Genomic DNA, 14,199 nt, shown 5'->3' on the forward strand with positions numbered 1-14,199 from the left:
CTGAAAACATGACATTTATCAGTTTTTAATCAAGGGATTACCCCTACATTTGTAGTGTCAGGTAAATTAAAGTCAGTTATGGAAAGTAGATGTGAGAATTGTATTGTTCGACAATTTAATTCCTTACGGGCCATGAGCAAGGAGGAACTTAAAAAGGTTTCCGATTCCAAGACCACCAAGATCATTAAGAAGGGGCAACCACTTTTTGAAGAGGGCGACAAACTTAATGGGGTGTATTGTGTTCGGAATGGAGTTTCCAAACTTTCCAAACTGAGTGCCAATGGCAAGGACCAGATTGTAAAACTGGCATCTAAAGGTGAAGTAATGGGGCAACGATCTGTAATCTCGGAAGAAGTCACCAATCTCTCTGCCATTGCTGTTAGCGATATGGAGGTCTGTTTTATTCCAAAGGATAGCATTACCCATACCCTTCAATCCAATCCCAATTTTACTTTGGAAGTATTGCGCCACATGGCCCACGATCTTAAGGAGGCCGACGATGTTATTGTCAACATCTCACAAAAGACCGTTAAGCAACGTATTGCAGAGGCTTTCCTTTATCTCAAAAACAACTTTGGTGAAGACGAGGATGGTTTTTTGGCCCTGACCCTTTCAAGAGAGGATATTTCCAATGTGGTGGGAACGGCCACTGAATCTGCCATCAGAATCATCTCTGAATTCAAGAAAAAAGGGGTGATTCACACCTCTGGCAAGAAAATCGGTATCAAAGATGAGCGCAAACTTAAGGAGCTCGTTGAGGGCTTTTAAAGCATCTATTTTCAAAAGCTGATAATTGTCATAGAATTCCCTTGGGCATAGCAGTAATTTTATAGCATCTTAATCTTAGTTAGATGCAAAAGATTTTAATCCCTACAGATTTCTCGGAAAATGCATGGAATGCCATTGATTACACCATGCAATTGTTTCACAATAAGCGTTGTACATTTTACCTGCTCAATACGTACACGCCCGTAATTCCAAGCAGTAGGTTCATGGCCAAAATGATTGACGGTGAGCGCATTGTTGATGCCGTAAGGGATGCCTCGGAGAGAAGTCTAAAAAAAACGGTAGACCGAATAAAGAGCAAATATGGGAATCCAAACCATAACTTTGAGACCGTTTCCTCATTTAATCTATTGGTTGAAGAAGTTAAGAGCCTTGTGGATTCTTTGGGAATCCATTTGGTGGTCACCGGCACTAAGGGTGCCTCGGGCATAGATGAGGTTTTTATGGGCAGCAATACGGTCCGGATTATTAAGAACACCAAAAAATGTCCTGTTTTGGCGATACCCCGCCATTTCGAGTTCATCACCCCGTCAGAAATTGCATTTGCTACGGATTTTAATCGTTTTTATACCACTTCGGAGCTTATTCCCTTAATAGAAATGGCCAACATGTTCAACGCTAGCATACGGATTGTGCATGTGCAATATGGCATAAAGGCCCTGACTGAACTACAACAGTTCAACCTCAACATGTTGCGCAGGTATTTAAAAGATGTGGAACATTACGTGCACACCGTTTCAGAAATCCATTCTGTTTCACAAACCTTGGAAATTTTCTCCAAGGAGTTGGACATCCATTTGCTGGCCCTGCTCAACTATCAGCATGGCTATATGGAAAAAATGACCCGGGAGCCCATTGTAAAAAGAACCGCTTTTCATACGCAAATACCGTTATTCGTAATTCCAGAATTGGGGATGGAAGGGGTTTCTCCCAGCGAAGATGATGAGGTACATGAACAGACATACCATTCCTCTTAATTAACGAAAGGGTTCCTATCTTTATGCTCTTGAAAATAAGGATACGGATTCTTCATGGACAAACAGCAACTCATTGATAGTCATCATAGGATAAAACCATTTATCCATAACACCCCTGCTTTAACTTCTCGTCTTATCGACACCATGGTGGGATGTTCACTTTATTTTAAGTGTGAAAACTTTCAGCGAATGGGGGCTTTTAAAATGCGCGGGGCCGCCAATGCCATTATGCAACTTTCCGAAGCACAAAAGCAAAACGGAGTAGTCACCCATTCTTCCGGAAATTTTGCCCAAGCGCTATCCTTGGCTGCCCAAAACTTAGGAGTTAAAGCCTATATTGTTATGCCCAACTCCGCGCCGCAGGTAAAGATAAATGCGGTAAAAGGGTATGGCGGCTTTGTGATGGAATGCGAACCTACGTTGGAAGCTCGTGAGCAGGCATCCAAACAAATAGAAGAAGAGAAGGGTGCCACTTTTATACACCCCTCCAATGATGATGATGTTATTTTAGGCCAAGGTACCGCCTGCATGGAATTATTGGAAGTATATCCTGATTTGGATTATGTAGTAACCCCAGTTGGTGGAGGTGGATTGATTGCCGGGACTGCTCTTGCCGTCCATTACTTTGGAAAATCCTGTAAGACGATTGGCGCAGAACCTTTTGAAGTGGATGATGCATATCGCTCATTACAAAGCGGGCACATAGAGACCAATGCAAGCATAAATACTATTGCAGATGGGCTTAAAACACAATTGGGTGATCGAAATTTTCCCATCATTCAGCAACATGTGGAGCAAATTATAAGGGTGACTGAGGAAGAAATTGTAGCAGCGATGCGATTGCTCTGGGAACGTTTAAAAATTGTCTGTGAACCCTCTAGCGCCGTTGCTTTTGCCGCTGTGCTCAAGGAGAAAAATCAGTTAACGGATAAAAAGATTGGAATCATTATTTCTGGTGGCAATGTTGATTTAAATCATTTGCCTTTCAACAAGAACTGATACTATTTGGGGAAATGCATTGTAAAGGTGGTTCCATCACCTTTGGTACTTTGCACGGAAATTTTTCCATCCATGGCCTCCACTTGGGTCTTGACCAAATAAAGACCTAATCCTTTACCATCCGTAGTCCCGCTGAGTCTGCCGTACATATCAAAAATCTTCCTTTCCTTTTCCGGTGTCAGTTCAATGCCAATACCATTGTCCGAAATACTCAAAATTACACCATCCTCCACCTTTTGGCTAAAAATGGTAATCAACGGCGACAACCCTTCTTGTTGGTATTTTATGGAATTCATGATAAGGTTGTAGAAAATGTTGACAAAATAGCTTTTGAGTCCCAAAATGGATTCCACTTGTGAGAAATCTGTACGGATTACCGCCTGGGTTTTGGACACTTCCTCAGAAAGCAACACATCCACATCCTTTATTACCTCGGCCAACCTAACCTGTCTGAATCTTTCCTTATCGGTGTTCTTCATGGATAATGAAAGGTTGAGGTCCTTAATGGTTTGGTCTAGCGCCTCCGTGGTATTTTCAATTTTCCTAACAATATCATCATTCTCCTCATCCTTGCCCCATTCATATATTTTTGAAAGCATGAGCAAGTTTGAAATGGGTCCACGGAGATTGTGGGAGATGATTCGCACAAAGTTTTGTAGTTCGTTGTTCTGTTGCACAATCTGCTGATTGGCCTGCACATCCTTGGTTACATCTTGTGTGGTCCCGGACACACGATACGGCTTTTTTTCCTCATCATAATAAGCCTTCCCTTTTTGGTGCACATAGCGCACTTCACCCTCATTGATAACAATTCTATGGACAATATCGTGCATCACATTTTTTTTAATGCACCGCTCAACATCTTCATTAAAAATTTGTCGGTCCTCCGGATGTATGATTTCCATTAGGGCTTCGTATGTAGCTTCAAACTCGCCAGGCACTTGCCCAAAGATGCTGAAAAGTTGATCGGACCAAGTTATCTCATTTTTCAACATATCCCAGCTCCAATGGCCCACATTGGTTATTTCTTGGACCTCTCCGTATTTTTTTTCACTTTCCTCCAGTCGCTGAATATTCTCAACTTCTTGGGTCACATCTTTTTGCCAGATGCAACAGCCCATTATTGCACCGGATTTGTCCATATATGGCTGAAATGCAAATTCGTTCACACGGGTAGTTCCACTTTGCTCCACAGTGTGTTTGGCTGTGGTGGCATTGCTATTCAATGCGCGCTCACACCCTTTGGCACAAGAACTAAAAAAAATGGATTCTTTATAAACAGGTCGCAAATTCATCCCAACTTGGGGCTCACTACCCAGCTCCTCCTTAAACTTTTCCCGAAACGAATGGTTGAATGTTGTTAAGTGGAAATCCTTGTCCATCGCCCAGACCACATCACGACCATCCTCAACAATTTCAATTGTATTCTGTACTCTAACCTGCTTTGTTTTCACCGTTACAAACTTTTCTACTACCAATATAGCATGTTGCAAAGGGGAACAATTTGCCAACAAGACCTAAAAAATAGTTTTTTTTGCTTTAATCTTTAGTTTGACCTAAAGATGTAATCAAATATCCTAAAAAAACACTTTTTTTTATGGCATTATGGACAAAATCTAAAAACAACTGAAATTGATTAACATCTAGGTGATTTGGATGCGGTCAACCAAACCTAAGTGTACGAACCTTGAAGGTAGTCTTCCAAATGCTCAATACGCAATGGTTTTGTGATAAATTCCTTAACGTATTTTTCGTATTTCTTGGCTTCTTCCCTGTCTTCATCAGATTCGGAAGATGTAACCAGCAGCACTTCATTGGTCTCTGGAAAATCTTCCAAAAGCATGAATTCCAAAAATTCGAATCCGCTCATTTCCGGCATATTAATGTCGAGAAGAATTAATGTTTTTGTATTCGGGTTATCTCTAAATCTGAGGTCGTCAAGGGCTAGTTCGGGGTTTGTAAAACTCTTGAGTTTGTCTTCCATTCCCATTCTTCTGAAATGGATTGCATTCACTGTGTTTACAAGGTCCTCATCATCGACCAAATAAATTTCCTTGTACATAATAAGTCTAGTTGATATGGTTTTTTAAGCTAATTGCTCTTTTAAAGATATACTAAAATGACTAAAAAATTGATTTTTATCAATTAATTGAAACATCATTTATGGTTTCTTATTGTAAATAAGACGATAATACCACATCTTTTATTATGTAAAGTAATTCTTTTCTTACATTTTTTTCTTCAACCTCTGTTTTTAAATAAAATTTTAGTTCCAAGAGCCAAACTGGAAATAGAAGTTTACCGTATTTTTCAAGGGCAGTTTACAACTTTTGGTGTAGCAATCCATCTACGGACCACCGTCCTCCACCCTTTACCATAAGAACAACCACAATAGACAAAACCAAAATGTGATATTCAAACCCTTCGCCAGTTTGGGGCTGCATATACCAGTTCATGTAAAACCCCCAGTGAAGATGAACCAGATAAACCGCTACCAGCATGACTGCCCCAATCAAGAATGCCCAAATACGAGTGAGCAAACCAAGAATGAGCAGAACGGCTCCAAATGATTCAATACCAATTACAGTGTATGTTAAGAAAGAGGGCACGCCCCACCATTGTTTCCATGCCTCAACAGTCCATGTCGGGCCATGCCCGCCCCAAATGCCAAATAGTTTTTGCACTCCATGGGCGAAGATGACACATCCCAAAACAATACGTAAGATGGTTGGCGTGACATCCATATCAGTGGCCAAAACCTTTTTTAAAATACCATTCATATCGTCTATTTAACCAAAAAAAAGCCCGTCTACTTGGATAAACGGGCAATCAGCAATCAAGCAATCAACCAACCAAGAGTTTGATTATTAAGGAAAAATAGTATTGTAGAACAAACTAAAATTGTATTTATTGGACACTATCTTCCGTACGCTTTCTAGAATATCCTTTTAGTATTTTTTTAAAGTGCCGTTGTTGGAATTCATAATTTTTGCGGTAGAATATCCATTTCCCATTACGTGATACTGTGGGTGAAAAGTCGGGTCCTTTACTGTTCAATTCCTCTATCTCCTTTGGCATAGTCCATTTTCCATCCTCATTAAAGGAAACATAGAGGTTACATGTGTTCTGCCAATCCTCTAAATCAAAACCCGTGAAAATTAAATAATCTCCGTTTGGGGAAATCCAAGGGTCGGAAACATTTTTGTTAAATCCCGGAAACTCCATGACCTTTCCAATTTCGGTAGCACTACCTTCAAAAACGGTTTCAAATAAAGCAAAGTGCGGTCTACCATTTTGGATTACCTCCGCAGTATAAATGAGTTTCCCATTTTCCGCCATTGCTGTATATGACTGTTCTTCATCCGGAGTATTGATTTTGTACAAGCTTTGTGGTTGTCCCCAACCCCCATCTTCAAATTTAGAATACCAGATGTTGTTCTTTTCATGGGTTTGATTACCGGGCAAAGACCTATTGGAGTTAAAGAAAAGTATATTTCCCTTGGGGGAAATAGACGGTTGATAATCTTTGTATTTTCCCGAAATCTTTAAAAGTATAGGTTCTCCCCATCCATTTTTTGTTTTTATTGAATGATATAAGGCCAATCTGGGGGAATCTTCAACATCGGGAACCCCTAATTGTTGTAATCTTTCTTTATGGGGAAACGCCATGTACAATACTTTTCCGTCTGAAGAAAAATCAATCCCTTGTACTAATCGATTATGATTTTCTGGAAAGGGTTGAAATGCTTGTGCCCATCCAGAGAATCCAAGAAAAAAACACACCAAAACAACAATCAGTCTCATTTAATTTTCACATTACAGGTCTGAAGCTTGAACATTCCTGTCCTGCTATCACTCCAGATCAATTGAAAGCTACCATCTGGTTTGGCCGTTAACCCCAAATAATGCCCCCCTCCAATAAATTTGTTGGCCACATCGGCATTGTCTTCGGTTCGTGGGTTGGAACTGACTTCGGTTATTCTAACTGGACGTTGAAAACGCTCCCCGCCATCCTTGGATATGGAAAAATAGACATCATACGATTTCTGGTCGTCGGAATGTTGTCCATCAACCCAAGAAATTCCGACCACCCCGTCTTTGTTTACAGCCACACTGGGCACATTGGCCTTACTTGGCCTGCCATTGTTAAAAAGGTCCACTCTTTTTTCTGATGTCCATGTTTTTCCTTCATCCATGGAATAGTTCAACCAAACGCCTTGACTACTTGACCCATCGGCCACGGCCCTGACAAAATAAATTCTATCAGTAAATTTTGATTGTGCACCCACATCCGAAGCCATTCTAGCGTACCCCCTTCCCAGTTTTGGATTATGGGACACCACGTAGCGTTCTGACATTTCTTGGGTTTTGGGGTTATAGATGTTGGTCCAAATTTTTCCTTGGCCATGCATGGTGGGTACCACTACCCTGCCATTGGTGAGAATGGCCGGTTCACAAAAGTTGAGTCGCCTTCCTTGCCCATCAATAGTGGCCACTTTCTTAAATCCCGCATTGTTTTTGGACTCATAAAGCACTACATCAGCTCCCATATTGGTATTGAATTGTACTGTAGTCAGATAAAATGCATCCTTGTGCCCCACCAATTTTGTTCCATCATGTCCATGGCCCAAACCAGAAAACACCTCTACCGATGAATCCCAATTTTCCCCGCCATTATTTGAAGTAAAAATGGCCAAAGGAAATTGACCTTTAAAACTGTTAGGGGTTCCCAACCAACTCAAGGCCGCTTTCCCGTTGGTCAATAACGCCACCCATGGATCATACCCCCAATAGTTATGTGCAGTTTCTTTCCATGTTTGGCCCCCATCTTTTGAAACAAAACTGGACAATCTACAACTCTGGTACGGGTCATTGTTATCCGTAACTACCATAGCGGCCGCAAGGAGATAGTTGTTATCATTTGGGTGGGAAATAATAGTGGGTTCTACCAAGGGATAAGTCTCAAATTGAGATGGAATGGCAACATTTTTCCCCGGAAGAATATCCTTTGAAGAATCCAAATTGACAAACTCAGGAGAGGTCTGCGCCTTTCCCAAACATCCCAACAGCACAAAAAGAAATCCACTGATACAAATCTTTGAGCTTTTTCCCATTTTTAAAAATTATAGGGTTGCTTCCTTCTTGCCCGAACCGAAGCTTCGACACCCTCGTCAGTACTTTGCAAAATCAATTCCACCTGACCTCTTCCCAAAACAGGATGGGTGTATTCTCCAATCAACTCTTTAGGGGTCTCTTTTTCCAAAGTAAATTCAGGAAGCTTTTGAAATTCATTCCCCATGAATTTCATAAACTCGTCAATATCCACTCCCTCCCAAAGCAGGTATTTATATTCCCAAGTGGTCATGTCACCCTCAGAAAAATGATATTTTGTGGCAAAACGCCTTACCAAATCTCCCATACTAAGGATAAAGTTGTCCGCCAATTGAGACCGCGCATAATCCTGCTTGCGCTTCCAAGGATATTCCATTCTATTGGCCACATCTTGGGCTCGTCCAACCCCATAATATTTGGCAACTACTTCAAAAGAAGCATCTATTCCGGAAGAGAGTCCAGATGACGTAATGACGTGCCCATTGTTGGTATATTTTACATCATTCAAAACCTTGGCATTGGGAAACTGTGCTTTAAGGTTTGGTATGAGTGAAGCAAAGGTGGTAGCCTCGTTACCATCCAGCAATCCCGCCAATCCTAAAAAAAATGCACCACTACATACGGAAAACATAGTATCCGTTTCACCTGCTCTTTCTTTTAACCATTGCACAATCTCCATATCTTGATTGGATTCTGCCGCCCCGCCTCCAGGTACCATTATTATATCTACTTGTGGAAGATTGGCAAAAGTATAATCGGGGGACAACCTCATATACATTCCTATTGCCTTTGCCTCGGTATTTTTTGCGACAGTGATAACATTAAATCCAGCATGTTCAAATACCGACATCGGTCCGGTAACATCCATAATGTCCGCACCATTAAACAATACAATGGCCGCCGTCTTTCTAGAAATCGTGTTTCTCGGTTTATCTTCCATACCTCTTAATTGAGAGGTGTACGCCATATTACATTCGCTGCAAATTGCAGGTGCATCAAACCATTGACCATCTTTGGAACACCCACAGGGCGGACAGACATACTGCACACTATATTTTGGGATTTGGATTTGGGGGGAGCTTTGAGAATAGGTGGCAAGAAAAACACCCAGTATGCAAATAAAAAGCACGTTTTTTAACATGTTGATAGAAATTATTTCCGACCAACTTACTACCCATATACTACTCTAAATTGTATAATTTGGACATTAACCCTTCATTAACAACATATTCTAATGCTGTGAACAGCTTTTCCGAAGTATCAACCTATTCCCTCCAAGGATATGCATTTTCCGCTTTGATGGAATTCTTAATCTCGGCGATTTTGGCCGAATCAATCACCTGCCCATCCCTAATGACCAAATCAATTTTTCGTATATGGTTGATGTCCTCCAGAGGATTGGCATTGAGCAAAACCAAATCTGCTATTTTTCCTTGGGACACCGTTCCATATTCTTCTTGAATCTCAAAAAACAAAGCAGGATTTATGGTAGCGGTTTTAAGTGCTTCTGCCGGGGTCAATCCAGCATCGGTGAGCGCTTCCAATTCATTATGAAGGCCAACACCAGGATGGCACAAGGGGTTGGCTCCAACATCAGTACCTGCCAAAAGCATAACATCTTTCTGGTTCATGCTTTTGACCATATCCAAATACAATTGGTACAACCGTTTTTTGATGTTGATATACGCGGGTCTATCCCGATACTGAAGATGGTCGTTATGTTCCGGTGTCCAGTATGCCCGTAAATACGGTGGCAATAGTGCGACCAATTCCTTATCCTTAGGATACTCACTTTCGTACCATGCGTTTTTATACCACATACTCAATGTTGGGCAATGCCAAATGTTATATTTTTTGAAAACACCATACAAGGAATCCGCTTTGGAAGTATTGAAGGTATTCAACCTAAAATCATTAAGTCGGTTTGAGCGCTCAATGCGATCATCGATAGGTTGAAGGGATGCCATAAATTCCTCGGTTGAGGCGTCAGAACATTCTTTGAGGATTTCCAACAGGTGCTCCTGACTTTTCATTCCGGTTTGGGCGGCTTCTGAAGGAGGTACAGTGTACGGCACATGGCCCACGAATGGAAAATCGATTTCATTGGCATAGTCACTCACGGCCAAATAGGTTTCTCTAGGTAAAAGGGAATATATTTTTAGAAAATCGACTCCTTCTGCAATCAAGGAATCTACCACATGCTTGACCTGTTCTGGCGAATCTATCCCAACAGAACCGTCCCACATGGGGTTTGGGCCATCTAATAAGGGGCCGCCTGCGAAGATTTTTGGAGCCCACAGCTTTCCTTCTTTGTACAAGCTGCGCCATCGTTGGACCAATTTTATATCGCCTCCCATATCACGAATACCCGTTACCCCATTCACTACAAATAAGGGCATCAATCGGTCTTTTTCCTCCTGTTTAGGATTCATCCGCCAAACCTCTGGGTCATCTGGGTGGGTATGCATGTCCCATAATCCCGGAATCAAAAATTTGCCTTCTGCTTCAATTACGGTACCGACTTCATAATCCACATTGCCATCTGCTGTTCTAATATCCAAAATGGTATCACCTTGAATCAACACATTTTGATTGGGAAGCAATTCCCCGGTCTCCACATCAACAATAGATACGTTTTCAACCAAAATAGTTCCGGAAAGTGTTTCCTTTTTAGTGCATGAAATCAGCAGAAAACCTAAAGCAGTGGCAAATAACAGTTTCTTCATTGGGTTTAACTTGAGTGGTCGGTGATCATGTACCATTTGCCCTTAATTTTTTTCATGTTTACGGAAAACCAGCCTCGACTCAGTTCCTCCCTATCGGAAAATTTTAAATTGAAACGCCCTGTCACAAAATACAAGTTTGCACTCAACCGTCTTGTTTTGATTTTGTCAAAATACAATTTACCCATACGCTCTTTAGGGAAGTACTTTTTATAATCGCCAATAATATTCTCATAACCATAGGTTATACCACCCCGAGAGGCGGTTTGTATGGGTTCTGATACAGCATAGGCTTCCATATAGCATTCGATATTGGAATTGTTCCAACAGTCTTCCTGCCTTTTAAAATTCTGCCGGATGTTATGGTCATCGATTCGGTCCAAGTAGTTGTCCACAATTTCTTCCAAGTCATGTAAAAACTGCTGCAAATAGGCGTAACTACTATCAGCGTTCACTTGAATGGCCAAGGCATATTGCTTATTTTGGGAATACTCCACATGCGACACATATCCTGGAAAGAAGCCCGAATGCCCGTATCGGGTATCGTTCCTCTTGCCCCAAACAAAGATTCCCAATCCATACCCATTATCAAAGGCTTGACCAGTTGACATGTTCACCGCTTTTTTCAGTTTAGCCTTGGTATCTTCATTCAGATAATCGCCTTCATGGATGAACTTCAGCATTTTTGTTAAATCCGAAGGGTTGCTGACAAAACCACCACCGGCCCATTCAAACGAAGGGTCTAAAACCAGATGCCCATTTTCATCCAAAACCTTTTTAGGGAGACCAAATGGATTGTTGGAACCCACATATCCTTGCGCCAAACCATTTATTACATTGCTTTGCTGCGGAACCGTTAAATCTAACTGTAAGGGAACTAGAATCTGCTCCTGAATTAAATCGTAATAATCACGACCCGTTATTTTCTCCACAATCAATCCCAGTAAGATAAAATTCGTATCGGAGTAGGCCCAACCCTGCCCCACAGGATGCACCGCTTCTTTATTGGCAACGGATTGAAAACAATCTACTGGTGCTCGCTTCTTTTTGGAATCTTTTGCAAAATCTTCCAAAAATTCCGGCTGAAACAAATGTCTTGGCAAACCCGAGGTATGGTTCATCAGGTTGATGATTTTTATATCTGCATGATTAGGAAAAGTGGGATACCACTCCGTATTTCCCAAAAAGGTAGCCACTTTATCTTCCAAATCCAGTTTTCCTTCCTCAATCATCTTTAGGGCCACCGTAGCAAAGAAAATTTTTCCTACACTGCCAGCAGGCATTTTGATATTTGGCTTCATGGGTTCTTTTTCCTCGGTATCCAAAAAACCAGCCGCCAAGGTAATTTGATGCTGCTCATCAAGCAAGAGGGAAAATGTTGCTCCGGGAAGTTGGTTCTCCTGCACAATCGAGTTCAATTTGGCATGAAGTTCCGATTCAAGTTCAGTATAAAATTCTTGTCCATAGACAAATGTTTGAAAAAATAAAAAAGTAATGAATGCCCTGAATACTGCCTTGTTTTTGCTTCCCATCATGTTTGGTGATTGCTGCTGTGCTGTTGTCTCTTTAAATATAACTCAAAAGGCAAATCTACTCGGGAGTCACACCTCAAAATTGTAAAAATTGGACAGAAATCAGTTCCAGCGCTGTGCAATGATGTTCATGAGCGCTTCTTCAGAAGTGGATAGTTTTTTTCCGAAAAAATCCTTGGGGGTCAAGGAAGAAAATGATTTAAACTCCCTTATAAAATGAGATTGGTCAAAAAAGCCTACCTCATTACCCAATTGGGTGAGGTTTAAATCGGTCAGTTGACCGTGTAAATGTATGGTGGCATTGAACCGAATAATACGGATATAGGTTTTGGGAGCAATGCCCATGTAAAATTTGAACAAACGCTCCATCTTTTTGTAGTTGATGTTGAAATCTGCTGCCAACATATGGGAGCGTATTTCTCCCTTTTTTGCTTTGATGTGCTCCACCAGGGCGGAAAACAAAAGATAATCCGGTTCTGAATTTAATTTGGAAATTCGCTTCAAAAGAAACGTTTCCACAACCTTGATTTTACCCTGCACATAGGGTTGTTCAAAGACCTGCTCCTCCAGTTCCATTAAATCCTTGTCCGCCAGACCGTCCAATTCTACAAAAAGATTTTTGAGCTCTTTGTAGCTGTAATCCAAAAACAAAGGCAGTCCTTCTGGGTTTATCTTGATTCCAAAAGAAGTGGTCTTGCCCGGAGAATAGTAATAATTGACCGGTTTTGTCTTTTGCCCAAACAAACTGGTCCGGCTCAAGGTTATGGGCGGGCCCTCTGTGGAGGTATTCCGCCGAATGGAATTTTGGGAATCGATGAACAACAGTCCAAAAGTTCCGTCGGGCACCACAATATCCGTGATATCCTCATAGACCAAGGAAGTATCCACGGTAAAATAACTGTCGATATACCTTGAAAAAAATTGGTCTGGATAGTACTCTTTGAAATACATCTTAGCTCATAATTTTTCCGTACAGGTGTCCAAAAAGTACAATTTGTTACCCAACGCCCTTCTTAATTTTGACATTTTTAACATTAGCTTATGAGAAGTACCCTAAAAATGCCAAATAGGAATGCCCTACTTATTATTTTGATTTCGCTCTGCGTGGTTTCATGTAAAAACAAGAAAGAAAAACCCACGGAAGAAAATCCCATTGATTCGGTAGAAGCCTTGGTCGATTTTATTAAAACCCAAAAAAGTGAAGACCAAATTGCTGAGTTTACCTTTGTTCAAGAGACCATTTTCTTTGACGAAAAAGGCCAGCCGCAAAATACTTCAACCTGGTATGAGGCCATTCGGTATCCCAAAGAATTCAGAATAGATTTTGGCGACCCCAAGAATAGGAACGCCAACATTAATCGGAACGACAGTATTTATGTATTCCGAGGGGATTCCTTGGTACACAGTGGTCCAGAAATACAGGAGTTTTTGATTTTGGAAGGCGGCCTCTTTCATTACTCCACTGCCGAGACTTTGGAACGGCTTAAAAGTTTAGGGATTGATACTTCAATTTTCAGTACTTCCACATACAAGGAAAGACCGGTTTATATTTTGGGCTCCACCCCAAATGACACCAGCAAGCCCCAAATATGGATGGATGCTGAGGAACTTTATGTGGTTCGGAGATTCAGTCAAGGCAAACAAGGGGAGCTTTATGAGGTAAAATACGATGACTTTAAAAACATTGAAGGGCATTGGATGGAGACTTGGATTGAGTTTCATGTGGATGGGCACCTCATTCAAACAGAACGTTACAACGATATTGACCTACACCCAAGTTTAGATGACAAGGTTTTTGACCCCAAAGCCTTTGGAACATACTACTGGTTCAAAGACTAAGCAATAAAACTCTATTTTACTCCTGAGTAATTGGAATTTAGGAAGTAGTGGCATAAAGGTTCATGAAAAACCCTTGGTTCACCCACCTTTCCTAATCTTGGCTATCAAGGCCAATGCCTTGCGCACATTGTTCTCCAATCCTTTGAAATCCCCATTCTGGATGGTTTCCTTGCTGATCAGTTGCGAGCCCAGTCCAACACAGGCCACCCCTGCATCGAACCAGCCCTTCAG

Annotated in this window: 13 protein-coding genes; 4 read left to right on the forward strand and 9 right to left on the reverse strand. The window is 41.3% G+C overall.

What is annotated here, in order from left to right; genetic code table 11:
• The first annotated feature begins 78 nt into the window (after positions 1-78).
• From AB1A65_RS02270 to AB1A65_RS02280, 3 genes are all read left to right on the forward strand, one after another.
• A complete protein-coding gene (locus AB1A65_RS02270; protein WP_366585198.1) occupies positions 79-768 on the forward strand; it encodes a Crp/Fnr family transcriptional regulator in 690 nt (229 codons plus the stop codon).
• 83 nt (positions 769-851) lie between these two features.
• The gene (locus tag AB1A65_RS02275) at positions 852-1,763 is read left to right on the forward strand and encodes a universal stress protein (protein ID WP_366585200.1); all 912 of its coding nucleotides are present in this window, start codon (positions 852-854) and stop codon (positions 1,761-1,763) included.
• 54 nt (positions 1,764-1,817) lie between these two features.
• Positions 1,818-2,762, forward strand: coding sequence for a threonine/serine dehydratase (locus AB1A65_RS02280; protein ID WP_366585202.1), 945 nt, complete (start codon positions 1,818-1,820; stop codon positions 2,760-2,762).
• 2 nt (positions 2,763-2,764) lie between these two features.
• On the opposite strand, the gene AB1A65_RS02285 is transcribed toward AB1A65_RS02280, so the two are convergent.
• The 9 genes from AB1A65_RS02285 to AB1A65_RS02325 all read right to left on the reverse strand — a co-directional run bounded on the left by AB1A65_RS02285 (position 2,765) and on the right by AB1A65_RS02325 (position 13,080).
• Positions 2,765-4,216, reverse strand: coding sequence for a HAMP domain-containing sensor histidine kinase (locus tag AB1A65_RS02285; protein ID WP_366585204.1), 1,452 nt, complete (start codon positions 4,214-4,216; stop codon positions 2,765-2,767).
• Between the two features lie 218 nt (positions 4,217-4,434).
• Positions 4,435-4,824 carry a response regulator gene (locus AB1A65_RS02290; RefSeq protein ID WP_366585206.1) on the reverse strand — a complete coding sequence of 130 codons (390 nt, stop codon included), beginning with the start codon at positions 4,822-4,824 and terminating at the stop codon, positions 4,435-4,437.
• A gap of 259 nt (positions 4,825-5,083) precedes the next feature.
• A complete protein-coding gene (locus AB1A65_RS02295; RefSeq protein ID WP_366585208.1) occupies positions 5,084-5,542 on the reverse strand; it encodes a DoxX family protein in 459 nt (152 codons plus the stop codon).
• A gap of 127 nt (positions 5,543-5,669) precedes the next feature.
• Positions 5,670-6,566, reverse strand: a complete 897-nt coding sequence (locus AB1A65_RS02300; protein WP_366585210.1) for a hypothetical protein — start codon at positions 6,564-6,566, stop codon at positions 5,670-5,672.
• The gene (locus tag AB1A65_RS02305; RefSeq protein WP_366585212.1) at positions 6,563-7,876 is read right to left on the reverse strand and encodes a hypothetical protein; all 1,314 of its coding nucleotides are present in this window, start codon (positions 7,874-7,876) and stop codon (positions 6,563-6,565) included. Before AB1A65_RS02305 ends, AB1A65_RS02300 begins: the two co-directional genes overlap by 4 nt.
• A 2-nt stretch (positions 7,877-7,878) precedes the next feature.
• On the reverse strand, positions 7,879-8,814 hold the full coding sequence (locus AB1A65_RS02310) for a DJ-1/PfpI family protein (RefSeq protein ID WP_366585214.1): 936 nt from the start codon (positions 8,812-8,814) through the stop codon (positions 7,879-7,881).
• A 325-nt stretch (positions 8,815-9,139) separates the two neighbouring features.
• Positions 9,140-10,600 carry an amidohydrolase family protein gene (locus AB1A65_RS02315; protein ID WP_366585215.1) on the reverse strand — a complete coding sequence of 487 codons (1,461 nt, stop codon included), beginning with the start codon at positions 10,598-10,600 and terminating at the stop codon, positions 9,140-9,142.
• 5 nt (positions 10,601-10,605) lie between these two features.
• The gene (locus AB1A65_RS02320; protein WP_366585217.1) at positions 10,606-12,132 is read right to left on the reverse strand and encodes a serine hydrolase domain-containing protein; all 1,527 of its coding nucleotides are present in this window, start codon (positions 12,130-12,132) and stop codon (positions 10,606-10,608) included.
• A gap of 99 nt (positions 12,133-12,231) precedes the next feature.
• The gene (locus AB1A65_RS02325) at positions 12,232-13,080 is read right to left on the reverse strand and encodes a helix-turn-helix domain-containing protein (RefSeq protein WP_366585219.1); all 849 of its coding nucleotides are present in this window, start codon (positions 13,078-13,080) and stop codon (positions 12,232-12,234) included.
• Positions 13,081-13,170: 90 nt separating this feature from the next.
• Between AB1A65_RS02325 and AB1A65_RS02330 the strand changes: the two genes are divergently transcribed.
• Positions 13,171-13,968: a hypothetical protein gene (locus AB1A65_RS02330; RefSeq protein WP_366585221.1), complete on the forward strand. Its 798-nt coding sequence runs from the start codon at positions 13,171-13,173 to the stop codon at positions 13,966-13,968.
• Positions 13,969-14,199: the final 231 nt, after the last annotated feature.

This window comes from Allomuricauda sp. ANG21 (genome assembly GCF_040705235.1).
Lineage (GTDB): Bacteria > Bacteroidota > Bacteroidia > Flavobacteriales > Flavobacteriaceae > Flagellimonas > Flagellimonas marina.

Bases quoted from the DNA above. Each gene is read 5' to 3' on its own strand.
- AB1A65_RS02325 (WP_366585219.1), bottom strand. From the start codon at position 13,080: ATGTATTTCAAAGAGTACTATCCAGACCAATTTTTTTCAAGGTATATC.
- AB1A65_RS02315 (WP_366585215.1), bottom strand. From the start codon at position 10,600: ATGAAGAAACTGTTATTTGCCACTGCTTTAGGTTTTCTGCTGATTTCA.
- AB1A65_RS02305 (WP_366585212.1), bottom strand. From the start codon at position 7,876: ATGGGAAAAAGCTCAAAGATTTGTATCAGTGGATTTCTTTTTGTGCTG.
- AB1A65_RS02275 (WP_366585200.1), top strand. From the start codon at position 852: ATGCAAAAGATTTTAATCCCTACAGATTTCTCGGAAAATGCATGGAAT.
- AB1A65_RS02295 (WP_366585208.1), bottom strand. From the start codon at position 5,542: ATGAATGGTATTTTAAAAAAGGTTTTGGCCACTGATATGGATGTCACG.
- AB1A65_RS02330 (WP_366585221.1), top strand. From the start codon at position 13,171: ATGAGAAGTACCCTAAAAATGCCAAATAGGAATGCCCTACTTATTATT.
- AB1A65_RS02310 (WP_366585214.1), bottom strand. From the start codon at position 8,814: ATGGAAGATAAACCGAGAAACACGATTTCTAGAAAGACGGCGGCCATT.
- AB1A65_RS02320 (WP_366585217.1), bottom strand. From the start codon at position 12,132: ATGATGGGAAGCAAAAACAAGGCAGTATTCAGGGCATTCATTACTTTT.
- AB1A65_RS02270 (WP_366585198.1), top strand. From the start codon at position 79: ATGGAAAGTAGATGTGAGAATTGTATTGTTCGACAATTTAATTCCTTA.
- AB1A65_RS02290 (WP_366585206.1), bottom strand. From the start codon at position 4,824: ATGTACAAGGAAATTTATTTGGTCGATGATGAGGACCTTGTAAACACA.
- AB1A65_RS02300 (WP_366585210.1), bottom strand. From the start codon at position 6,566: ATGAGACTGATTGTTGTTTTGGTGTGTTTTTTTCTTGGATTCTCTGGA.
- AB1A65_RS02280 (WP_366585202.1), top strand. From the start codon at position 1,818: ATGGACAAACAGCAACTCATTGATAGTCATCATAGGATAAAACCATTT.